The organism is Oerskovia sp. 140933, from assembly GCF_059651515.1.
This window is the reverse complement of sequence record NZ_JAMXIO010000002.1, coordinates 89,027-111,279: the sequence shown is the minus strand read 5'-3', so window position 1 is coordinate 111,279 and position 22,253 is coordinate 89,027. Positions and strand designations below refer to the sequence as shown.

15 protein-coding genes are annotated in these 22,253 nt (G+C 73.9%); 12 read left to right on the top strand and 3 right to left on the bottom strand.

Annotation, left to right across the window (positions count from 1 at the left end):
• Positions 1-48: 48 nt before the first annotated feature.
• From NHG27_RS01700 to NHG27_RS01680, 5 genes are all read left to right on the top strand, one after another.
• Positions 49-753, top strand: coding sequence for a metal-dependent transcriptional regulator (locus NHG27_RS01700; RefSeq protein ID WP_321575314.1), 705 nt, complete (start codon positions 49-51; stop codon positions 751-753).
• A 213-nt stretch (positions 754-966) separates the two neighbouring features.
• Entirely contained in the window at positions 967-2,142 is a 1,176-nt protein-coding gene (locus NHG27_RS01695) for an MFS transporter (RefSeq protein ID WP_227748280.1), read from the top strand.
• Between the two features lie 214 nt (positions 2,143-2,356).
• Positions 2,357-3,058, top strand: coding sequence for a vitamin K epoxide reductase family protein (locus NHG27_RS01690; protein ID WP_497014540.1), 702 nt, complete (start codon positions 2,357-2,359; stop codon positions 3,056-3,058).
• Between the two features lie 149 nt (positions 3,059-3,207).
• Entirely contained in the window at positions 3,208-6,165 is a 2,958-nt protein-coding gene (gene leuS / locus NHG27_RS01685) for a leucine--tRNA ligase (protein WP_497014539.1), read from the top strand.
• A gap of 136 nt (positions 6,166-6,301) precedes the next feature.
• Entirely contained in the window at positions 6,302-7,213 is a 912-nt protein-coding gene (locus NHG27_RS01680) for an endonuclease domain-containing protein (RefSeq protein WP_497014538.1), read from the top strand.
• Between the two features lie 77 nt (positions 7,214-7,290).
• Here NHG27_RS01680 and NHG27_RS01675 read toward each other — a convergent pair whose 3' ends face one another.
• A complete protein-coding gene (locus NHG27_RS01675) occupies positions 7,291-9,150 on the bottom strand; it encodes a helicase HerA-like domain-containing protein (protein ID WP_497014537.1) in 1,860 nt (619 codons plus the stop codon).
• 83 nt (positions 9,151-9,233) lie between these two features.
• Here NHG27_RS01675 and NHG27_RS01670 point away from each other — a divergent pair, with 83 nt between their 5' ends.
• The 4 genes from NHG27_RS01670 (at position 9,234) to holA (ending at position 15,140) form a co-directional block, all read left to right on the top strand.
• Positions 9,234-10,088 carry a DegV family protein gene (locus tag NHG27_RS01670; protein WP_497014536.1) on the top strand — a complete coding sequence of 285 codons (855 nt, stop codon included), beginning with the start codon at positions 9,234-9,236 and terminating at the stop codon, positions 10,086-10,088.
• 106 nt (positions 10,089-10,194) lie between these two features.
• Positions 10,195-11,337, top strand: coding sequence for a helix-hairpin-helix domain-containing protein (locus NHG27_RS01665; protein WP_497014535.1), 1,143 nt, complete (start codon positions 10,195-10,197; stop codon positions 11,335-11,337).
• A 130-nt stretch (positions 11,338-11,467) separates the two neighbouring features.
• A complete protein-coding gene (locus NHG27_RS01660; protein WP_497014534.1) occupies positions 11,468-13,999 on the top strand; it encodes a ComEC/Rec2 family competence protein in 2,532 nt (843 codons plus the stop codon).
• Positions 14,000-14,123: 124 nt separating this feature from the next.
• Positions 14,124-15,140 carry a DNA polymerase III subunit delta gene (gene holA, locus NHG27_RS01655; RefSeq protein ID WP_193721161.1) on the top strand — a complete coding sequence of 339 codons (1,017 nt, stop codon included), beginning with the start codon at positions 14,124-14,126 and terminating at the stop codon, positions 15,138-15,140.
• A gap of 168 nt (positions 15,141-15,308) precedes the next feature.
• Here holA and rpsT read toward each other — a convergent pair whose 3' ends face one another.
• Entirely contained in the window at positions 15,309-15,569 is a 261-nt protein-coding gene (gene rpsT / locus NHG27_RS01650) for a 30S ribosomal protein S20 (RefSeq protein ID WP_193721160.1), read from the bottom strand.
• Between the two features lie 173 nt (positions 15,570-15,742).
• Positions 15,743-16,429, bottom strand: a complete 687-nt coding sequence (locus NHG27_RS01645; protein WP_497014533.1) for a type II toxin-antitoxin system PemK/MazF family toxin — start codon at positions 16,427-16,429, stop codon at positions 15,743-15,745.
• A 245-nt stretch (positions 16,430-16,674) separates the two neighbouring features.
• On the opposite strand from NHG27_RS01645, the gene lepA reads away from it, so the two are divergent.
• From lepA to NHG27_RS01630, 3 genes are all read left to right on the top strand, one after another.
• Positions 16,675-18,597: a translation elongation factor 4 gene (gene lepA / locus NHG27_RS01640; protein ID WP_497014532.1), complete on the top strand. Its 1,923-nt coding sequence runs from the start codon at positions 16,675-16,677 to the stop codon at positions 18,595-18,597.
• Between the two features lie 76 nt (positions 18,598-18,673).
• Positions 18,674-20,065, top strand: coding sequence for a radical SAM family heme chaperone HemW (hemW, locus tag NHG27_RS01635; RefSeq protein ID WP_497014531.1), 1,392 nt, complete (start codon positions 18,674-18,676; stop codon positions 20,063-20,065).
• Complete coding sequence (locus NHG27_RS01630) at positions 20,065-22,140, top strand: acyltransferase family protein (RefSeq protein WP_497014530.1); 2,076 nt, start codon at positions 20,065-20,067, stop codon at positions 22,138-22,140. Before hemW ends, NHG27_RS01630 begins: the two co-directional genes overlap by 1 nt.
• The last annotated feature ends 113 nt before the right edge of the window (positions 22,141-22,253 follow it).

Sequence of the window (22,253 nt, the reverse complement as noted above, 5' to 3'; positions counted from 1 at the left end):
CTCGGTCCTTCCGGGGCCGGGCGGGGCCCGTGAAATAGAGTGAGCGCCGTGGACCATCCCCTCGACCTGACCTCCGTCGCCCAGGACTACCTCAAGGTGGTGTGGTCGGCGCAGGAGTGGTCCGACGAGCCGGTGACCACCAAGCTCCTCGCGGACCGGCTCGGCGTGGGGGCCTCGACCGTCTCGGAGACCGTGCGCCGCCTGTCGTCGCAGGGGCTCCTGGTGCACGCGCGCTACGGTGCGATCGAGCTCACGGACCTGGGGCGGTCGCACGCGGTCGCGATGGTCCGGCGGCACCGCATCCTCGAGACGTACCTGGTCTCGGAGCTGGGGTACTCGTGGGACGAGGTGCACGACGAGGCGGAGATCCTGGAGCACGCGGTCTCGGACCTCATGCTCGACCGCATCGACGCGCTCCTGGGCCACCCGACGCGTGACCCGCACGGCGACCCGATCCCGACGGCCTCTGGCCACGTCCCGCGCCCGGCGGCGATCCGGCTCTCGGAGCTCGACGCGGGGGCGTGCGCGGTGGTCGCGCGGATCTCGGACGCGGACCCGGACGTGCTGCGCTACCTCGCCGAGCTGGGGCTGGGCCTCGACGCCGAGGTCCGGGTGCACGAGCGGCGCGAGTACGCGGGCACCATGGCCATCACGTGGGGGAGCGACGAGAGCCCGGTCCTCCTGGGGCTGCCTGCGGCCTCGCGCGTGTGGGTCGTACCGCAGGCGCTCGTCGAGGACCCGACGCCGGTCTAGACTGGCGGTCTTCCCGCACCTGCTGCCGACGACGTCGGCGATGCGCTCGAATCGATTCGACAACTCCTCACCCTCGAAGGGGGCGCCTTGACCGTCGACAGCACCGGCCTGCCCGGGACGACCGACACCCGCACCGACGCGTCCGCCCCGCGGGGCCGCCGGGGGACCGGCCGCGACGGCCGACCGGACGCGCAGCGGACCGGCCGCCTCGCGCTGCTCGCGCTCGCCGTGGGCGGCTTCACGATCGGCACGACCGAGTTCGCGACCATGGGACTGCTGCCCGACATCGCGGCCGCGCTCGACGCGAGCATCCCCGTCACGGGGCACGCCATCACGGCCTACGCGGTCGGCGTCGTCGTCGGGGCGCCGCTGCTGACGGTGCTCGCCGCGCGCGTCTCGCGCAAGCGGCTCCTCGTCGCGCTCATGCTCGCCTACACGCTCGGCAACGTGCTCTCGGCCGCGGCTCCCAGCATCGAGTGGCTCATCGCCGGGCGCTTCCTCGCGGGCCTGCCGCACGGCGCCTTCTTCGGGGTCGGGGCAGCGGTCGGCGCGGCCGTCGCGGGACCCGGCCGCCGCGGGCACGCCGTGGCCATGATGATGACCGGGCTCACGGTGGCCAACGTCGTGGGCGTCCCGCTGTCGACGTTCGCGGGGCAGCAGCTCGGCTGGCGTGCGGCGTTCGTGCTCATCGGCGTCCTGGGTGCCGTCACGCTCGCCGCCCTGCTGCGCTGGGTCCCCGCGGGCGCGGGCGACACCGGGTCGAGCGTGAGCCAGGAGGTCGCGGCGCTGAAGAACGGCCCGCTGTGGATCAGCTTCGTGGGCGGCGCGGTCGGGTTCGGCGGCATGTTCGCCGTCTACTCCTACGTCGCACCCACCATGACCGGGGTCACGGGCCTCTCCGAGGGCGTCGTGCCCGTCGTCCTCGCGGTCTTCGGCCTCGGCATGACGCTCGGGACGATCGTCGGCGGGCGCCTCGCCGACAAGGACGTCCTGCGGACCGTGTGGATCGGCTTCGGCTCGACGGCCGCGGCGCTCGTGGCGTTCGCGCTCACGGGCCAGAGCCCCGTCCCGGCCGTCGCGTCCCTGTTCCTGCTGGGCGTGACCTCGCAGATCCTCGGCCTGGCCCTCCAGACCCGGCTCATGGACCTCTCACCGGGGGCGCCGTCGCTCGGGGCGGCGCTGTGCCACTCGGCGCTCAACGTCGGCAACGCCAACGGCGCGTTCCTCGGCGGGCTCGTCATCGCCGCGGGCTGGGGCTACCTCGACCTCGCCTGGACGGGCCTCGCGCTCACGCTCGCGGGCCTCGTCATCATCGTGCTGTTCGGGCGCAAGCGTGTGGCGCACGTCCGCGACGACGCGCCCGCACCGGAGCCTGTTCGCGCCCACTGAGCCCGTCGCCCGCTCGCCCCGAGGTGGGCCGTGGCCCGAGCGGCCCCGGGGCGCGCGGTCGGCGCGCAGGTCCAGCGTGCGGCCCGACGGCGCCCCTCGCCCGGGCGTCGTGCGCAGGTACCTACGGGCGTTTTCAGGCAAGCCTCAGACATCGCCGGTACCGTGGGCGCACCTGTGTGCCGGAAGTGCACGCGCAGACCTTCAGGAGCGGTTCGTGAGCGAGAGCCCCACCCGTCCTTCCCGCACCGGGCGCACCCCGGGCACCACGGCCGACACCGGCGTCGGCGACGCCCGCCACGCCCCGGTGCTGCCCGACGCCGACGCCAAGAACCTCACGTCCCGGACCCTCGGGTGGGTGCTCCTCGTCGCGGGCGCCGTCGGGCTGGTCGGCGCCGCCTGGCTCGCGATCGAGCGCTACCTCAAGCTCATCGACCCGGACCGCGTCGCGGCCTGCACGCTCAACCCGTTCCTCGACTGCGGCCCCGCGATGGCGTCCTGGCAGGGCGCGATCCTCGGGTTCCCCAACCCGTTCCTGGGCGTCGCCGCCTTCCCCGTGGTCATGACCGTCGGCGTCGTGCTCCTGACCGGCGCCCGTCTGCCGCGATGGTTCTGGCTCACGATGCTGGCCGTCACGACCGTCGCCATGGGGCTCATCCTGTTCCTCGTGTGGACGAGCCTCTACGTGCTCGTCGTGCTCTGCCCGTTCTGCATGGTCGTGTGGGCCGCGATGCTGCCGATCTTCTGGTACCAGCTCGTGCACGCGGTCCAGGAGAGGTACCTCCCGGCCCCCGAGGGGCTGCGACGACTCGTCGTCGACAACAAGGGCACGCTGCTCGCGGTCCTGTACGTGCTCCTCGTCGCCTGGGTCTTCCTCGAGATGGGCCCCACGATCGTCGAGTACCTCCAGACGGTCTGACCCGCGGGGGTCCTGCCGCCCGCACGACCGGTGCGGGCGGCGACCCTCCCGGCGCCGGTGGGCGGCGCCGTCGGGCCGGGGAGGAACGCGGCCGTCCAGCCGGGCACGCGCCTGCCCGGCGACGCCGCGCCGAACGGTAAACTCGCGGGGTGAGCACGCCTGAGAACCCCGCCCCCGAGAACCCCGCCGAGTCCGTGCCCGACGCCCCCGCGGCCTCGCTCGAGACGACCTCCCACCGCTACACGCCCGCCCTCGCGCAGGACATCGAGCTCAAGTGGCAGGACACGTGGGAGGAGCGGGGCACCTTCTGGGCGGCCAACCCCTCGGGTCACCTCACCGACGGTGACGGCCGGCACGCCGACGGCCGCTCGCCGTACTTCATCATGGACATGTTCCCGTACCCCTCGGGCGCGGGGCTGCACGTGGGCCACCCGCTCGGGTACATCGCGACCGACGTCGTGGGGCGCTTCCGCCGCATGTGCGGCGACAACGTCCTGCACGCGCTCGGCTACGACGCGTTCGGGCTGCCCGCCGAGCAGTACGCCGTCCAGACGGGCCAGCACCCCCGCGTGACGACCGAGGCGAACATCGCCAACATGCGCCGTCAGCTGCGCCGTCTGGGCCTGGGCCACGACCCGCGCCGCTCGTTCGCGACGATCGACCCCGAGTACATCCGCTGGACCCAGTGGATCTTCCTGCAGATCTTCGAGGCCTGGTACGACGAGGACGCCGTGCGCCCCGACGGCGGCACGGGCCGCGCGCGCCCCATCACCGAGCTCGAGGCCGAGTACGCCGCGGGCACGCGGGCCGTCCCCGGCCACCCCGAGGGCACGCGCTGGGAGGACCTCGACCGCGTCGCGCAGCGCGCCGTGATCGACCCCCAGCGCCTGGCCTACGTGTCCGAGTCGCCCGTGAACTGGGCCCCCGGCCTGGGCACCGTGCTCGCCAACGAGGAGGTCACCTCGGACGGCCGCTCCGAGCGCGGCAACTTCCCCGTGTTCCAGCGCAGCCTGCGCCAGTGGAACATGCGCATCACCGCGTACGCCGACCGCCTGGCCGACGACCTGGACCTCATCGACTGGCCGGAGAAGGTCAAGTCGATGCAGCGCAACTGGATCGGTCGCAGCGAGGGCGCGAACGTGCGCTTCGCGATCGAGGGCATCGGTGCCGCGGCCAGCCAGGACGTCGAGGTCTTCACGACGCGCCCGGACACCCTGTTCGGCGCGACGTTCCTGGTCGTCTCGCCCGAGCACCCCCTGCTCGACGAGGTCCCGGCCGAGTGGCCCGACGGCACGCGCGACGCCTGGACCGGCGGGCACGCGACCCCGATCGACGCCGTCGCGGCGTACCGCAAGGAGGCCGCTGCCAAGACCGCGGTCGAGCGCCAGGCCGACGCGGGCAAGAAGACCGGCGTCTTCACGGGCCACCTCGCCGTGAACCCCGTCAACGGCACCCTCATCCCGGTGTTCACCGCCGACTACGTCCTCATGGGCTACGGCACGGGCGCCATCATGGCCGTCCCCGGCGGCGACGAGCGCGACCACGCGTTCGCCGAGGCCTTCGAGCTGCCCGTGATCCGCACCGTCGCGGCCCCCGACGACCACGAGGGCGCCTGGACCGGCGACGGCCGGATCATCAACTCGTCCAACGACGAGATCTCGCTCGACGGCCTGAGCGTGCCCGACGCCAAGCGCGCCATGATCGAGTGGCTCGAGGCCAAGGGCATCGGCACCGGCACGGTCACCTACCGCCTGCGCGACTGGCTCTTCAGCCGCCAGCGCTACTGGGGCGAGCCGTTCCCCATCGTCTACGACGAGAACGACCAGCCCATCGCGCTGCCGGACTCGATGCTGCCCGTCAACCTCCCCGAGGTCCCCGACTACTCGCCGCGCACCTACGAGCCGGACGACGCCGACTCCTCGCCCGAGCCCCCGCTCGGCCGCAACGAGGACTGGGTCAACGTCACGCTCGACCTGGGCGACGGCCCCAAGACCTACCGCCGCGACACCAACACCATGCCCAACTGGGCCGGGTCCTGCTGGTACTACCTGCGCTACCTCGACCCCGCGGACACCGAGCACATGGCGGCCCCGGAGCTCGAGAAGTACTGGACCGGCCCCGGGCACAACGCCACGGCCGGCCCCGCGGGCGGCGTCGACCTGTACGTGGGCGGCGTCGAGCACGCCGTGCTGCACCTGCTCTACGCGCGGTTCTGGCACAAGGTGCTCCTGGACCTGGGGCACGTGACCAGCACCGAGCCCTTCCACAAGCTCTTCAACCAGGGGTACGTGCAGGCCTACGCGTTCCGCGACGAGCGCGAGCAGCCCGTCCCGGCCGACGAGGTCGAGGAGCACCAGGGACCCGACGGCGAGACGGTCTACACCTGGCAGGGCAAGCCCGTGACCCGTGAGTACGGGAAGATGGGCAAGTCGCTCAAGAACGTCGTGACGCCCGACGACATGTACGAGGCCTACGGCGCCGACACGTTCCGCGTGTACGAGATGTCCATGGGACCGCTCGACCTGTCGCGCCCCTGGGAGACGCGTGCCGTCGTCGGCTCGCAGCGCTTCCTCCAGCGGCTGTGGCGCAACGTCGTCAGCGAGAGCACCGGTGAGACGACCGTCTCGGACGAGCCCGCCGACGTCGCGACCCTGCGCCTGGTCCACCGGACCATCGCGGAGGTGCGCGTCGAGCTCGAGCACATGCGCTCCAACACGGCGATCGCCAAGCTCATCACGCTCAACAACCACCTCACGGGCCTGGACCGTGTGCCGCGCGAGGCGGTCGAGCCCCTGATCCTCATGGTCGCGCCCATCGCCCCGCACATCGCGGAAGAGCTGTGGTCGCGCCTGGGACACCCGCGGTCGCTGGCTCACGAGCCCTTCCCGGTCGCGCTCGACGAGTACCTGGTCGAGGACACCGTCACGTGCGTCGTGCAGGTCCAGGGCAAGGTCCGCAGCCGGCTCGAGGTCTCGCCCTCGATCGGCGAGGACGAGCTGCGCGAGTTGGCCCTGGCCGACGCGAACGTGCAGCGCACGCTCGACGGGCGGGGGATCCGCACGGTGATCGTGCGGGCGCCCAAGCTGGTGAACGTGGTGCCGGCCTGACGTTGCTCGCTCGAGTGCATGATTCGGCTGCGACACGCCCGGCGAGTCGCAGCCGAATCACGCACTCGACGGCTGGTTGTCCACAGATGACCGCAGGACTCACCCGTGGGCGCGCGGGAGGCGGCATCGTGGCGTCATGTCGAACCCTCAGGTGCCGGCCGTCGTGCTCCGCTCACGGGACGCCGCGAGCCACGGACTGACACGCCACGACCTCAGCAGGCCCTGGTGGGAGGCCCCGACCCGCGGCGTCCGCGTGCCGGTAGGCAGCATCGACGGCATCGCCGCTCGGTGCCGGGCCGCGCTCGAGATCCTGCCGGCCGCCGCGGCGTTCAGCCACGTCACGGCGCTGCGGCTGCTCGGGATCGAGGTGCCCTGGCGGCTGGACCGGTCGACCGCCGGGCCGGGTGGTGGACCGGGAGAGCGGCTGCACGTCGTCGTGCCGCGCCGAGAGCTGCGGCCGCAGCGTGAGGACCTGGTGGCTCACACCTGCACGCAACCTGCTCTCGCCGTCACGACGTGGCACGGGATACCGGTCACCACTCCGGCGCAGACGTGGCTGCACCTCTCGCACGGGCTGAGCGTGAACGAGCTGGTCGTCCTCGGAGACGCCATGACACGCCGGAAGGGGCCCGCGGCCTCGATCGTCGAGCTGCGCGGGCTCCTCGAGAGCACCCACAGGATGAGAGGGCTTGCCGCGGCACGGGCGGCGATCGGTCACGTCGTCGCCGGGACGGACTCCTCGATGGAGTCGCGGACCCGGATGATCCTCGTCGACGCAGGGCTGCCACGCCCTGAGGTCAACGTGCCCGCCCTGGACCGGGCAGGCTCCTTCCTCGCGCTCCCGGACATGTCCTACCCGGCGCTCCGGATCGCGATCGAGTACGACGGGGACGTCCACCGCACCGATCCGGGGACCTGGCAACGTGACGTCGAGCGCCGGCAGCGGCTGGAGGAGGCGGGCTGGTTGATCATCACCGTCACGGCCGACGACGTGATGCGACACCCCGGGCGCCTGATCCGACGGGTGCGGGCGGCCCTGGCTCGTTGAGTGCATGATTCGGCTGCGACACGCCTGGCGAGTCGCAGCCGAATCACGCACTCGACGGCAGCCGGGGAGTCTGCGTCCTACCGCCTCCGCGTCCCGAACACCGTCCGCGTGATCTCCCGGCCGAGCTGCGTCGCCATCGACCCCAGGAACTTGTCGAGCCCCGACGACGCGGTCGACTTCCGGGGCGCCGTCCGGGACCCGCCCCCGGAGCGCGCCGCGTCCCGTTCGAGCCTGGCGCGCATCTTCTCGAGCTCGGCGGACTCCTTCTTCGCCGCGCGGTCGGCCTCCTTCCGGGCGGCCTCCTGCTCCTTGGCGAGCTTCTCGGCGAGCTCGGCCTGCTCGGCCGCGGCCTGCTGCGCGGCGATGCGTGCCGTGAGCAGCTCGTACGCCGACTCGTTGTCGACCGCGACGGCGTACCGGGCGGCGAGCGGGGAGCCCGCCACGATCCCGTCGATCACGGCCTCGGGTGCGGGCTCCATCGAGGACCGGGGTGCCCGCACCCGTGTCCACGCGACCGGCGTCGGGGCACCCTTCTCGGTCAGCACCGTGACGACGGCCTCGCCAGTCCCGAGCGACTGCAGCAGCTGCTCCAGGTCGTAGGGAGACCTCGGGAACGTCCTCACGGCCGCTCGCAGCGCCGCGGCGTCGTCGGGCGTGAAGGCGCGCAGCGCGTGCTGGACCCGGTTGCCGAGCTGGGCCAGGACGTCGCGCGGGACGTCCTGGGGGCTCTGCGTCACGAAGAACACGCCGACGCCCTTGGACCGGATGAGCCGCACGGTCTGCACGACCTGCGCCACGAACTCCTTGGACGCGCCCGTGAACAGCAGGTGCGCCTCGTCGAAGAAGAACACGAGCTTGGGCTTGTCGAGGTCACCGACCTCGGGCAGGTCCTGGTACAGGTCGGCGAGCAGCCACATGAGGAAGGTCGAGAACAGTGCGGGCCGGTCCTGGACGGCAGGCAGCTCGAGCGCCGAGACGGTGCCGCGCCCGTCGGCCGCGACGCGCAGCAGCTCGGTCGTGTCGAACGCGGGCTCCCCGAAGAACACGTCCGCGCCCTGGGCCTGGAGCGTCACGATCTCGCGCAGGACGACCCCGGCTGTGGCCGCGGACAGCCCGCCGATGCCCTTGAGCTCGGCCTTGCCGTCGTCCGAGGTGAGGTAGGCGATGGTCGCCTGCAGGTCCTTGAGGTCGAGCAGCGCGAGGCCCTGCGTGTCGGCCCAGTGGAAGATCAGGCCCAGGCTCGACTCCTGCGTGTCGTTGAGCCCCAGCACCTTGGAGAGGAGCAGGGGCCCGAAGTCGCTCACGGTCGTCCGGATCGGGATGCCCTTGCCGAGCCCGCCGAGCGAGTAGAACTCGACCGGGTAGGTGGTCGGCTCCCAGTCCTGCCCGATGCTCGCGGTCCGGTCCAGGATCTTCTCGCCGCTCACCCCGGGCACCGCGAGCCCCGACAGGTCGCCCTTGACGTCCGCGACGAACGTCGGCACCCCGGCGTCGGACAGCCCTTCGGCCATGCCCTGCAGGGTCTTGGTCTTGCCCGTCCCGGTGGCCCCGGCGACGAGCCCGTGCCGGTTGAGCATCGCGAGCGAGAACCCGACCTGGACGTCGGCACGGGGCACGGGGTCACCGCTCCCGGTGGCTTCGAGCAGCGCCCCGAGCGCGAGCGTCCCGCCCTGGTAGGCGTAGCCCGCGGCGACCTCGGCGGCGTAACCGTCCAGGACGCCCGACGGCGGAGCGTCTGCGGGTGCGTCACGCACGGGGGGCTCCGGTGCGGGGGAGGTGCCGACGGTTCCGGCGGTGCCGACCGCTGCGGCCTCGGCCGCCTCGAGCGCGGCCTGTGCCGCGGCGGCCTTCGCCTCGGCCGCCTCGGCGGCTGCCTGTGCGGCGGCGGCCTTCAGGGCGGCGAGCTCTGCGGGGGACGGGGCTGCGTCGTCGGGCATGTCTCGGATCCTAGGGCGGCCCCCCGGTGCGCGCGCGGCGCAGGATGCGACGGCCCGCGCACGCCACGTAAGGTGTCCCGGAGATGAGTCCTGCGAAGCCCCCGGCAGTCCACGTCGTCACGGACTCGACCGCCTCCCTCCCCTCCGGTGACCACCCGGCCCTGTCCGTGGTGCCCCTGCACGTGCTGGTCGGCGAGGAGGCGTTCTTCGAGGGCGTCGAGATCTCGCCCGACGACGTCGCGCACCGGATCGGCGCAGGGGAGCGCGTGACGACCTCCCAGCCGACGCCGCACGCCCTGGTCTCGGCGTACGAGGCCGCGGCCCGTGCGGGGGCCCGGTCGATCGTCTCGATCCACCTGTCGGGCGACCTGTCGGGCACGGTGCACGCGGCCGCGCTCGCGGCGACTCGTTCCCCGGTGCCGGTGCGGGTCGTGGACTCGCGGACAGTGGCCATGGGGCTGGGCTTCGCGGCGCTGGCGGCCGCCGACGCCGCCGCGGCGGGGGCCACGCTCGACGAGGTCGCGCGCCGGGCGCTCGCGGTCGCGGACTCGAGCCGCGCGATCTTCATGGTCGACTCGCTCGACCACCTGCGCCGCGGTGGACGTCTGGGGGTCGCGGCCGCGACGCTGGGGACGGTGCTCGGGGTGCGCCCGCTGCTCGCGGTGCGGGACGGCCGCATCGAGGTGATCCAGAAGGTGCGGACGCGGTCCGCGGCCGTCGACCGGCTGATCCACGTCGCGGTCGACTCGGTCGGGCGGCGGGCAGAGCCCGAGCTCGCGGTGCACTTCCTGGGGGACGGCGCCGCGGCGACCGAGGTCGCCGACAGGCTGTGGGACACGACCGGTGTGCGGGCCGCGGTCACGCCCGTGAGCGCGGTCGTCGGGGCGCACGCGGGGCCCGGCGTGCTCGCGATCGTCGTGGCGGACCGCGCGCCGTAGGCCGTCCCGGGGTGCTGGCCGTGCACAGGCCGCCGCCCGTCGTTCCGGTCCACAGCAGGGCCCGTGAGCGCACCCGGGGTGCTGGCAGGGCGCCTAGCGTGCCCGCGTGACCTTCTCCCGGACGCTCCCCCCGACCGCCGACGACGACCGACCGGGTCCCGGTGACCGGCAGGGCGCCTGGCCGGTCGACACCGGCGGGGACCGGCTGCGGCGGCTGCGCACCGTGGCCTCGCCCCCGGCCCCGTCTCCCGACCCGGGCGGTCAGCACGGCGCCGTTCCGCCCGAGGGCGAGACGGTGACCCGGTGGCCGGGCGCGGAGGGCGTGGCGTCCCGGCGGGGCGACGCCCCGGGGCACCCCGACGCCGACCCGAGGGCCCCGCGTCCCGGGCCGGGCTGGGGCCACGACGGCGAGGCCGAACCGCCGGAGGATCCCCAGGTCGCGCGCGGCCCGCTGCACGCGGTCGCCGAGGCGTACACGGCCGCGAACGGTCACCCGACCTCGCACGCGGGATTCGAGCACGTGCCCGACGGCGGGCCTCGCCGGTGGTCCGTCGGTGCGCGGTCGGCGGTGGTCGCCGCGGTCGCGGTGCTGCTGCTCGCGGTCGGTGTGGGTGCGTGGGCGCTGGCCGACGGTGATGACCTGCGCCCCGTGGCGGTGCTCGGCGAGGCGGGTGCGCGACCCGTCGCCACCCCGGGCGGGGGGACGCCGCCGGGCGGTGCTGACCCCGACGCGCCCCCGACCGCCGACGTGCCCGGGGCGGGGCACGAGGCCGCGCCCGGGGCCGGCCCCGGGGACGGCGACGCAGCGTCCGTGGTGAGCGACGTCGTCGTGCACGTCGTGGGGGCCGTGGCCGCCCCCGGGCTCGTGACGGTGCCCGAGGGATCGCGCGTCGCCGACGCCCTGACCGCGGCAGGGGACGCCACGCCGGACGCCGACCTCGCCGGGGTCAACCTGGCACGGGAGGTCGTCGACGGCGAGCAGATCGTCGTCCCGAGGCCGGGGGAGGTAGTGGCCGCGGCCCCGGGACCCGCCTCCGGCGGCAACGAGGCGTCGACCGGACCCGTGGACCTCAACGCGGCCGACGAGGCCGCGCTCGACGCGCTGTCCGGGATCGGGCCCGTGCTCGCGGCCCGCATCGTCGAGTGGCGCGAGGCGAACGGCCCGTTCACGACCGTCGAGGAGCTCGGGGAGGTGAGCGGGATCGGGGACGCGCTGCTCGCGAGGCTGCGCGACCAGGTGCGGGTCTGACGTGCGGCGGGACGTGGCGGCTTCCCCGGGGCAGCCCTCGCCCGAGGCCGCCCGTGGTCCGCTCGACGGGTCCCGGCATCCCCCCGCCCCGGCCCGTCCTCCACGGACCACCGCGACCGACCTCCGGCTCGTGCCTGCGGCGCTCGCGTCCTGGGGCAGCGCGTGGTGGCTCACGGCAGCGGATGCACGGGCCGCCCTGGCGGGGACGGTGCTCGTCGCCGGGGTGCTGGTGTACGCCGGGTCGTGGCTGCTCGTCACCTCCCGCACGCGCCGGTCCTCGCACCACAGCACGCGCCGGTCCTCGCGCCGCGCGGCGGGGCGTGCGTGGCTCGGCCAGTGCGTTCTCGTCACGGGATGCGTGCTCGCGGTCCTGGCGGCAGGGTCGGTCCACCTGGTCGCGCGGGAGGCGGGCGGTGCCGCTGTCCTCGCTGCCCGGGGCGCGGCGGTCGAGGTCGTCGGGAAGGTCGTCGCGGAACCTGTCACGGTGGCGAACCCGTGGTCCGGCGCGGTGGACACCGTCCGGACGACCCTGACGCTGAGCGCCGTCCAGGGCCGCGGCGCCGCCGCTCCCGCCGGAGGGCATCTCGACGTCCTCGCCGACCTGACGTGGGGCGACGTCGCCTACGGCAGCGAGGTCCGCGCGTCGGGCACGCTCGCGCCTGCCGACGCCGGGGACAAGGCCACCGCGACACTCGTCGCGACCGGGCCACCGCTCGTGACGGCCCCGCCCGTGACGCCGCTGCGCGCCGTCAACGCGTTGCGGGCCGACCTGCTCACGGTCTCCGAGGGACTGCCCACGGATGCCCGTGCGCTGCTCCCGGGCGTCGCCGTGGGCGACACGTCGCGCATCGACGACGAGCTCGACGCAGCCCTCAGGACCACGGGTCTCACGCACGTGACCGCGGTCTCGGGCGGGCACTTCGCGATCGTCGTCGCGACCGTGACGGCGCTGTGCGCGGTGGCCCGCGCGCCCCGCGGTGTGCGCCTGGCCGTGACGGGCACCGTCATGGCGGGGTTCGTGCTGCTCGTCCACCCCGACCCGAGCGTGCTGCGCGCCGCTGCGATGGGGGTGGTCGGGCTCGTCGGGATCGGGCTGGGCAGGCCATCGCGCGCGCTCCCGGCGCTCGCGGCCGTCGTCGTGGTGCTGCTCGTCCTGGACCCGTGGCTCGCGCGCTCGTACGGGTTCGTCCTGTCGAGCGTCGCGACCGCGGCGCTGGTCGTGGGCACGCAGCCCGTGGCGCGGCGGCTCGCGCCGTGGATCGGCAAGGTGCCCGCGTTCGCGCTCGCGGTGCCGCTCACGGCCCAGCTCGCGTGCGCGCCGGTCCTGGTCCTGCTCGACCCGTCGGTCGCGACGTACGCCGTGCCGGCCAACCTCGTCGCGGCCCCCGCGCTCTTCCCGGCGACGGTTCTCGGGGTCCTCGCGACCCTGGTGGCGCCATGGTTCCCCGGCGGCGCGACGGTGCTCGCGTGGCCCGCGGGCCTCGCGGCCTGGTGGATCGCGGCCGTGGCGCGGTCCTTCGCGGGCCTGCCCGGGGCGCGGGTGCCGTGGCCCGGTGGTCCGGGCGGTGCCGTGGTCCTCGCGCTCGTGACCCTCGTCGCGCTCGTCCTGGTCTGGCGGTGGCGGTGGGTCGCGGGGCTGGTGGGGTGGCGGGTCGCGTGGAGCCGGGGGAGCGGGTGGCCGCACACCTGGCGGACGGCGGTGCGGGCGGGTCTCCGGGAGGCGTTCGCTGCCCGACGGCGCAGCGCGACCTTGCGCCTCGTCGCTGCCTGGGCGGTGGCCGCCGGCGTCGCGGCCTGGTGCGTGCTGCTCGCCTGGCCGCGCTGGATCGCGCCCGTCGGTCGCGACGTCCCTGCGGACTGGGTCGTGGCGGCGTGCGACGTCGGGCAGGGGGACGGGCTCGTGGTCCGCACGGGCGACGGCCGCGGGCTCGCGATCGACGTCGGGCCTGCGGGGGACGCCGCCGGGACCTGCCTCGACGAGCTGGGGATCGAACGGCTCGACCTGCTCGTGCTGACACACTTCCACGCCGACCACGTCGGCGGGCTCGCCGCCGTCCTCGACGGCCGCGAGGTGGACCGGGCGCTCGTGACCGGGCTCGGGGACCCGGCCGAGCAGGCAGGGTGGGTGCTCAGCGACCTCGCCGACCGCGGCATCCCGGTGGAGGTCGCGGCCGCCGGGGTCGGCGGAGTGCTCGGCGACGTCTCGTGGGAGGTGCTGCAGGCAGGGGAGGGGGACCGCGCGACACGGGGCACGGACGGGCGGCTCACGGTGGCTGAGGCCGACGGTGGGGCCAACGACGCGAGCGTGACCCTGCTCGTGACCACCCCTGCGCTCTCGCTCGTGGCGCTCGGCGACCTCGAGCTGCCGGGTCAGGAGTCGCTGGACCGGACGCTGCGGGCCCGCGCGGGCGGTGCCGCGGTCGACGTCGTCAAGGTGGCCCACCACGGGTCGCGCGTCCAGTCGGCGGGCCTCGCCGCGACGCTCAGTCCCGCGGTCGCGATCGTGAGCTCGGGCGAGAACACCTACGGTCACCCGACCGACGAGGCGCTCGACCTCTACAGGGGAGCAGGGGCGGCGATCCTGCGCACCGACCGGTGCGGCACGTTCGCGCTCGTGGAGCGTGCGGGGGAGCTCGCGGTCGCGGGCTGCGCGCAGGGGTGAGGACGAGGAGGTGTCGTGGACCGCCGAGCGGGGCCGGGCGGCTCCGACCGGTGGGCACCGACGACGCGACCACGGCCCTCCAAGGATGTGCTCTCGGTGGGTGGCCCGTGGGATCGTTGTGCCCATGGCTCCCGCTCCTTCCCGTTCCTCCGCCCGCCCGTCCGCGACGCTCGCCTGGAACGCTGTCGAGCTCGCGCCCGTGGTGCTGGTCCAGGGCCCGGAGGGCCTCCTCGCCGAGCGTGCGGTGGACTCCCTGCTGGAGCTGGCGCGGGCCCGGGACCCGGAGGCCGAGAAGTCGGAGATCGAGGCCGTGACGTACGAGTCCGGCATGCTGACGGTCGCCGCCAGCCCGTCGCTGTTCGGCGAGCCCAAGTTCGTGGTCGTGCGGGGTGCGGAGGCCGCGGCGGACGCACTCATCCCGGACGTCGTGGACTACGTCGCCTCGCCGGACCCGGAGACGACCGTCGTGATCGTTCACGGCGGCGGGGTCCGGGGCAAGAAGATGCTCGATGCGATCAGGGCGAGCGGTGCGCCGGTGGTGGCCTGCGAGGCGATCAAGAAGGACGCCGACAAGCTCTCGTTCGTCGCGGCCGAGTTCAGGGCCGCCGGTCGGCGCGCGGACGCCGGAGCCGTCAAGGCGCTCGTCGAGGCCCTGGGCAACGACCTGCGGGAGCTCGCGAGCGCGTGCGCCCAGCTCGTCGCGGACACCACGGGAACCATCGACGCCGCGACGGTCGACCGGTACTACGGCGGCCGGGTCGAGGCGACGGGCTTCCGCGTCGCCGACGCGGCCGTGGCCGGCAGGGCGGGCGAGGCGGTGTCCCTGCTGCGGCACGCGCTGTCGACCGGGGTGGATCCCGTGCCGCTCGTCGCGGTGCTCGCGATCAAGCTGCGCACGCTCGCGAAGGTCGCGGCGATGCGCGGCCGTGGCGGCGTCTCGGCCAAGGACCTGGGGCTCGCGCCGTGGCAGATCGACCGCGCCAAGAAGGACCTGTCGAGCTGGACGCCCGAGGGCCTCGCCGCCGCGATCACGGCGGTCGCCCAGGCGGACGCCGAGGTCAAGGGCGGCGGGCGCGACCCCGTGTTCGCGGTCGAGCGCGCGGTGCTGACGATCGCCGGGGCACACGGCTCGGGTCGCTGACGCACCCGCCGGGCGCCGGCCTGCGCCCCCTGCACGCCCACGCGCCGCCTGCCCCCGGACGCACGAGAGGCGCTGCCCCGTGGAGGGAGCAGCGCCTCTCGACGTTCACCGTGCTGCCCGAGGTGGATCAGGGGCGCACAAGCTCACGCGTGGAAGGGAGCGTCAGGCTCAGAGAGCGTTGACTGCCTTCGCGAGTGCCGACTTGCGGTTAGCAGCCTGGTTCTCGTGGATGACACCCTTGGAGACTGCCTTGTCGAGCTTCTTCGACGCGATGACGAGGGCGCTGGCAGCGGCCTCCTTGTCACCGGCGGCGACGGCCTCGCGAACGCGGCGAACGTTCGTCCGGAGCTCCGACTTGACGGCCTTGTTGCGCAGACGAGCCTTCTCGTTCGTCTTGATGCGCTTGATCTGAGACTTGATGTTTGCCACGTGTGGACTTTCTGGTGTGTTCGCCGAAGCGATCGAATAGGTCGTAGAGGGCGATTCCAGCTCCGGGACTGGGGGTGGGGAACCCTTGGAGAGGAGCTGGAACTGTGCCCGCCGACCTGGGCGGACACGCGACCACCAACACTACCAGCCGACCGTGCGAACAGCCAGAATCCTCAGACCTCGCCCATCTCGCGGATGATCGTCTCGAACGTCGACCGGTCCATGACGGCGCCCTCGCGGCGCACCGCACCGGGGTCGACGCGGATGACGCGGTCGAGGCGGACCTCGCTGTCCCGGCCGCGCGCGTCCCAGGGCCCGGAGCCGATGTCGAGCCAGCGCCGCCCCCAGCGCGCCTCGTCGGCAGCCTCGCGCGAGTGGTCCTTGCTCGAGAGCATGATCGCGAGCAGCCAGCCGCCGTCGCGCCCGACGAGCAGCACGGGCCGGTCCTTGCCCTGGGAGAAGTCCTCCTCGTAGGGCACCCAGGTCCACACGATCTCGCCGGGGTCCGGGTCGCCGTCGAGCTGCGGCGAGTACTCGGCCCGCACGCGACCGGTGAAGTCGCCCGGGTAGGTGCCGGCCTGCGCCCCGCGCGCAGTCGAGGTGCCCGCGGCCTGGTCTGCTCGGGCGACCGGCCTGGCCTGCGGTCCGGGCTTCGGCGCACGCGTGCCCGACGCCGGGGCGCCCGTCTGCGGGCGTGGCGCCACCCCGCGCGGGGTGTGCGACGCCGTCGGGCCGGAGGGCTTGCGGGACGCGCCCGAGCCGCCTCCCGACGCGCCGCCCGGGCGGGACGACCCGCCGAGCGCGCCGAGGATCGCGCGGGCCGCGTCCGTGAGCAGGGAGATCCACTTGTTCTGAGCCACGCCCGCAATCTACCGGGACGCGGCGGAGGGCAGGGTCGCGTCCGTGGGGCGTCCACGGCGGCGGCGCGTGAGCCTCGCGCGTGCGGGGTCGTGGGACAATGGTGGTTGCTGTCCGACCCTGCGCGCGGCGACCAGCGACCTGCCGGGCACGTCCTGGCGGCTCACGCTCCGTCGTCGAGCACCGATCCGCAGGGGCGGGCGCCGTCCGCCGCCCCGTCTTGACCCACCACAGGAGCGCACCCCCGTTGTCCCCGATCCCCAGCGCCCAGCTGAGCACCCGCATCCAGCCCGCGGCGACGCCGCCCGAGCTGCTGCGCAACTTCTGCATCATCGCGCACATCGACCACGGCAAGTCCACGCTGGCCGACCGCATGCTGCAGCTGACCGGCGTCGTCGACGCTCGCGCCATGCGCGCGCAGTACCTCGACCGCATGGACATCGAGCGCGAGCGCGGCATCACGATCAAGTCGCAGGCCGTGCGCATGCCGTGGGCGGTGCGGGAGGGGGACGACCCCGACGACACGTCCGCGCCGCTCGTGCCCTACGCCCTGAACATGATCGACACGCCCGGGCACGTCGACTTCACGTACGAGGTCTCGCGCTCGCTCGCCGCGTGCGAGGGTGCCGTGCTGCTCGTGGACGCCGCTCAGGGCATCGAGGCGCAGACCCTCGCGAACCTGTACCTCGCGATGGAGAACGACCTCGCGATCATCCCCGTGCTCAACAAGATCGACCTGCCGGCCGCTCAGCCGGAGAAGTACGCCGAGGAGATCGCGGGCCTCGTGGGCGTCGACCCGTCGACGGTCCTGAAGGTCTCCGGCAAGACCGGCATGGGGGTCACCGAGCTGCTCGACCGCATCGTCGAGGAGGTCCCGGCCCCGCAGGGCGACGCGGACGCCCCGGCGCGCGCCATGATCTTCGACTCGGTGTACGACACCTACCGCGGCGTCGTGACCTACGTGCGCGTGGTCGACGGGAACCTGAACCCGCGCGAGAAGATCGTGATGATGTCGACCAAGGCGACGCACGAGCTCCTCGAGATCGGCGTGAGCGCCCCGGAGCCGCACCCCACCAAGGGTCTCGGCGTGGGCGAGGTGGGCTACCTCATCACGGGCGTCAAGGACGTGCGCCAGTCCAAGGTCGGTGACACGGTCACCAACGCGGCCAAGCCGGCGACCGAGGCTCTCGGTGGCTACAGCGACCCCAAGCCCATGGTGTTCTCGGGCCTGTACCCGGTCGACGGCTCGGACTACCCCGTCCTGCGCGACGCGCTCGACAAGCTCAAGCTCAACGACGCGGCGCTCAACTACGAGCCCGAGACCTCGGTCGCGCTGGGCTTCGGCTTCCGCGTGGGCTTCCTGGGCCTGCTGCACCTGGAGATCGTGCGCGAGCGCCTCGAGCGCGAGTTCGACCTCGACCTCATCTCGACCGCCCCGAACGTGGTCTACGAGGTGACCCTCGAGGACCGCTCGGTCGTGACGGTGACGAACCCGAGCGAGTTCCCGGGGGGCAAGATCGGCGAGATCCGCGAACCCATCGTCAAGGCCACGATCCTGTGCCCGACCGAGTTCATCGGCGCGGTCATGGAGCTGTGCCAGGGCAAGCGCGGCGTGCTCGGCGGCATGGACCACCTGTCGCAGGAGCGGGTCGAGCTGCGGTACACCCTGCCGCTCGCGGAGATCGTGTTCGACTTCTTCGACCAGCTCAAGTCCCGGACGCGCGGGTACGCGTCGCTCGACTACGAGCCCTCTGGCGAGCAGGCCGCGGACCTGGTGAAGGTCGACATCCTGCTGCAGGGTGAGCACGTGGACGCGTTCAGCGCGATCGTGCACAAGGACAAGGCGTACGCGTACGGCGTCATGATGACGGCCAAGCTCAAGGAGCTCATCCCGCGCCAGCAGTTCGAGGTCCCCATCCAGGCGGCCGTGGGCGCGCGCGTGATCGCGCGCGAGACCATCCGCGCGATCCGCAAGGACGTGCTCGCCAAGTGCTACGGCGGCGACATCAGCCGCAAGCGCAAGCTGCTCGAGAAGCAGAAGGAGGGCAAGAAGCGCATGAAGACGATCGGTACGGTCGAGGTCCCCAAGGACGCGTTCATCGCGGCGCTGTCCTCCGACGGCGCGGGCAGCGGCGGCGGCAAGGACGCGAAGGACAAGTCCAAGAAGTGATGTGCTGCTCTTCTCGTGAGCGCGTGGTCCTCGAGGTGCTGGGGGCCGCGCGCTCCGCGTCGTCGGGGGTGCGGGCATGAGCCCGGCCCTCCCGGACGGGATCCCCGTGCCCGACGACGGCGCTCTCCCCGCATGGGTGGGTGCCGGTCCCGAGGGGGCGGGGTCGGACGACCACGCGGGTCGTGACTTCGGCGTCTACCTGCACGTGCCGTTCTGCACCGTCCGTTGCGGGTACTGCGACTTCAACACGTACACGGCGTCCGAGCTGGGCGGTGGCGCGAGCCAGGCGTCCTACGCCGACACCGCGCTGCGGGAGATCGAGCTCGCGGCGGGCGTCATGGAGCGTGCGGGCCTGGCCTCGCGCCCGGTGTCGACCGTGTTCGTGGGGGGTGGCACGCCGACGCTCCTGCCCGCCGGGGACCTGGGGCGCATGCTCGCGGGCGTGCGGGCCGCGTGGGGACTGGCCCCCGGCGCCGAGGTCACGACCGAGGCGAACCCGGACTCGGTGACCCCGGAGTCGCTCGCGCAGCTCGCGGAGGCGGGCTTCACCCGGGTGTCGTTCGGGATGCAGTCGGCCGTGCCGCGCGTGCTCGCGACGCTCGAGCGCACGCACGACCCGCGACGCATCCCCGACGTGGTGTGCTGGGCGCGCGAGGCGGGGCTCGCGGTCTCGCTCGACCTGATCTACGGGACCCCGGGCGAGAGCCTCGACGACTGGCGGACGAGCGTCGAGGCCGCGCTCGCCACGGGCGTCGACCACGTGTCGGCGTACGCGCTCGTGGTCGAGCAGGGGACCAAGATGGCCGCGCAGGTCCGCCGGGGGGACCTCTCGCTGCCGAGCGAGGACGACCAGGCGGAGAAGTACGAGCTCGCGGACGAGCTGCTGACCGCCGCCGGGCTCGAGTGGTACGAGGTGAGCAACTGGGCGCGGCGAGCCACGGGGGACGGCGCAGCGGCTGGACCGGATCCCGCCTTCACGTGTCGCCACAACCTGGCGTACTGGCGCGGCGAGGACTGGTGGGGGATCGGCCCCGGCGCGCACTCGTACATCGGTGGTGCCGCGAGCCGTACAGACCAGGCGCAGGTGTCCACGGACCGCCCCGGCCGACCGCAGGGCACCTCCGACGACCCGGCGGTGCCTGCACCGGGCGGCCGCGAAGGCGTGCGATGGTGGAACGTCAAGCACCCGCGGCGCTACGCGGCGCTGCTCGAGGCGGGCAAGAGCCCGGCGGCCGGTCGAGAGCTCCTCACGCCCGCCGAGGCCCACCTCGAGCGCGTCATGCTCGGGGTGCGGCTACGCGAAGGACTGGACCTGAGCGTCCTTTCCGAGGTGGGTCGCCGCAACGTGGCCGGCATGGTCGCGGCGGGCCTTCTCGACGGCAGGGCGGCCATCCGGGGCCGCGGGGTCCTGACCCTGCGGGGACGGTTGCTGGCAGACACGGTGGTGAGGGAGCTGACGGACGGGTGATGGTGGGACAGTCGGTTCCGACGCAGGTCGGAGCGGCCAGGACGTCGACCGAGCAGGTCGACGTGTGGCAACGACTGCAACCTGCCGGCCTGGCCGGCAGGGCCCTGCACGGTCCGCTCGCCAGGCCGTCGGCCCCTCGCCCGCGCGTCCCCGAGGGCGCGCCGTCACGCCCCTCACGACCGGTGCGCCCCACGGTCCGCTACCGGCGGATCGCGGGCCTGGACGGCCTGCGGGCCCTCGCGGTGCTCTCGGTCATGATCTTCCACTTCGCGCCCCGGCTGCTGCCCGGTGGGTTCGTGGGTGTCGACGTCTTCTTCGTGCTGTCGGGGTTCCTGATCACGACGCTCCTGGTCCGTGAGTACCGGGCGAGGCGCACCGTGTCGCTGGTGCGGTTCTGGGTGCGACGGGCGCGCAGGCTCCTGCCCGCGCTCGGCCTCGTCGTCGTGACCTGCACGGCCGCGGCTGCGCTCGTCGGGGGAGACCTCCTCGTGGGGATCGGGGCACAGGTCGCCGGTGCCGCCACGTTCACGAGCAACTGGGTCTACATCGCCGACGGCAGCACCTACTCCGGGGGGCTCGCGCCACAGATCTTCGCGAACCTGTGGTCCCTCGCGGTCGAGGAGCAGTTCTACCTCGTGTGGCCGCTCGCGGTCCTCGCGGCGCTCGCGCTGAGGATCACCCGCCGGCGCGCGCTGCTGCTGGCTGGAGCGCTCGCGGTCGCGTCCGCGGTCGCGATGGCCCTGGTCCACGCGCCGGGCACGGACCCCACCCGGGTCTACTACGGCACCGACACGCACCTGTTCGGACTCATGATCGGTGCCGCCCTGGCCTTCTGGCACCAGCGTCCGGGGCAGGCGACGCTCGTGCGGGACACGCCGCGGACGACGACGGCCGTGGGTGCCCGGCTCGTCGTGGGGGCCGGGATCCTCGGTGCCGCGGTGCTCCTGGTCGCGATGCTCCGGATGCCGTGGGACGACGACGTGACGTACCGCGGGGGACTCGTCCTCGTCTCGCTCGCGACCGCCGGCGTCATCAACCTGGTCCTGCACGCGCCGCGGCTCGGCAGCGTCCTCGACCGCGGTCCCTTCGGGTGGGTCGGCGCCCGCTCCTACGGCCTCTACCTGTGGCACTGGCCGGTCTTCGTCCTGGCGGCGGCGCTCGCCGGGGGCGGTGGGCTGTACGCGAGCCCCGGCCCGTGGGTGGCGATCTCCGCGACCCTCGTGACGTTCTGCGTCGCCGCGCTGTCGTACCGCTTCGTCGAGCGTCCCGTCCTGGGGCGAGGCTTCGTCGGCTATGCGCGCACGGTCAGGGCGTGGGTCCGACGAGGACGGACCGGTCGCAGCCCCCTGCCCGTGCACGGGTGGGTCACGGTCGCAGGTGCCGTGGCCGTGGTGGGGCTCGCCGTCTCCGGGGTCGTGCGCGCTCCGGCGACCTCCTCGGTCGAGGCGCAGATCCGCGCAGGGCAGGAGGTCGCGGCGACGACCCAGCAGCCGGGCGGCGCCACCCCACCGGCCCCGGTCCCCGAAGCGGCGCCCACGCCGGCAGCCCCCGCCGTGCCCGGACCGGTCGTCGCCCCGGTGCCCCCGACCGGCGACCAGGTGACGATCGTCGGCGACTCCGTCACCCTCGCGAGCGCCCCCGCCCTCGCGGCGGCTCTCCCGGGTGCCTTGATCGACGGCGCCGTGGCCCGGCAGATGAAGGATGCGGTGGGGATCGTCGACGCCGTCCGCGCGGCCGGGAACCTGCGGCCCTACGTCGTGCTCTCGCTCGGCACGAACAGCACGGTCAACTCCTCGACCATGGACCAGGTCCTCGCGGCCGTCGGGCCCGACCACACGGTCGTGCTCGTGACGGGCTACGCCGACCGGTCCTGGGTGCCCGCGACCAACGCCGAGATGGTGAGTGCCGCCCAGCGCGCCCCGAACGTCGTGGTCGCCGACTGGAGCGCCGCGATCTCGGCCCAGCCGACCCTCCTCGGGCCCGACGGCGTGCACCCCACCGGGGAGGGCACGTCGCTCTACGCGCAGGTCGTCGTCGACGGTCTCGCCCGGGCCGCTGGGCTCGGCGCTCCCTAGCCCGACGGCGACGCGCGAGGAGGCACCTGGCGGCGCGCTCCACGCCGGCCCACCGACCCGTTGCTCGTGTGGCGGAAATCGCTCGGCAGCCCCATCGTTGGAAGCGGCAGGTG

Bases quoted from the DNA above. Each gene is read 5' to 3' on its own strand.
- NHG27_RS01680 (WP_497014538.1), top strand. From the start codon at position 6,302: ATGTCGAACCCTCAGGTGCCGGCCGTCGTGCTCCGCTCACGGGACGCC.
- NHG27_RS01675 (WP_497014537.1), bottom strand. From the start codon at position 9,150: ATGCCCGACGACGCAGCCCCGTCCCCCGCAGAGCTCGCCGCCCTGAAG.
- NHG27_RS01670 (WP_497014536.1), top strand. From the start codon at position 9,234: ATGAGTCCTGCGAAGCCCCCGGCAGTCCACGTCGTCACGGACTCGACC.
- holA (WP_193721161.1), top strand. From the start codon at position 14,124: ATGGCTCCCGCTCCTTCCCGTTCCTCCGCCCGCCCGTCCGCGACGCTC.
- hemW (WP_497014531.1), top strand. From the start codon at position 18,674: ATGAGCCCGGCCCTCCCGGACGGGATCCCCGTGCCCGACGACGGCGCT.
- NHG27_RS01630 (WP_497014530.1), top strand. From the start codon at position 20,065: ATGGTGGGACAGTCGGTTCCGACGCAGGTCGGAGCGGCCAGGACGTCG.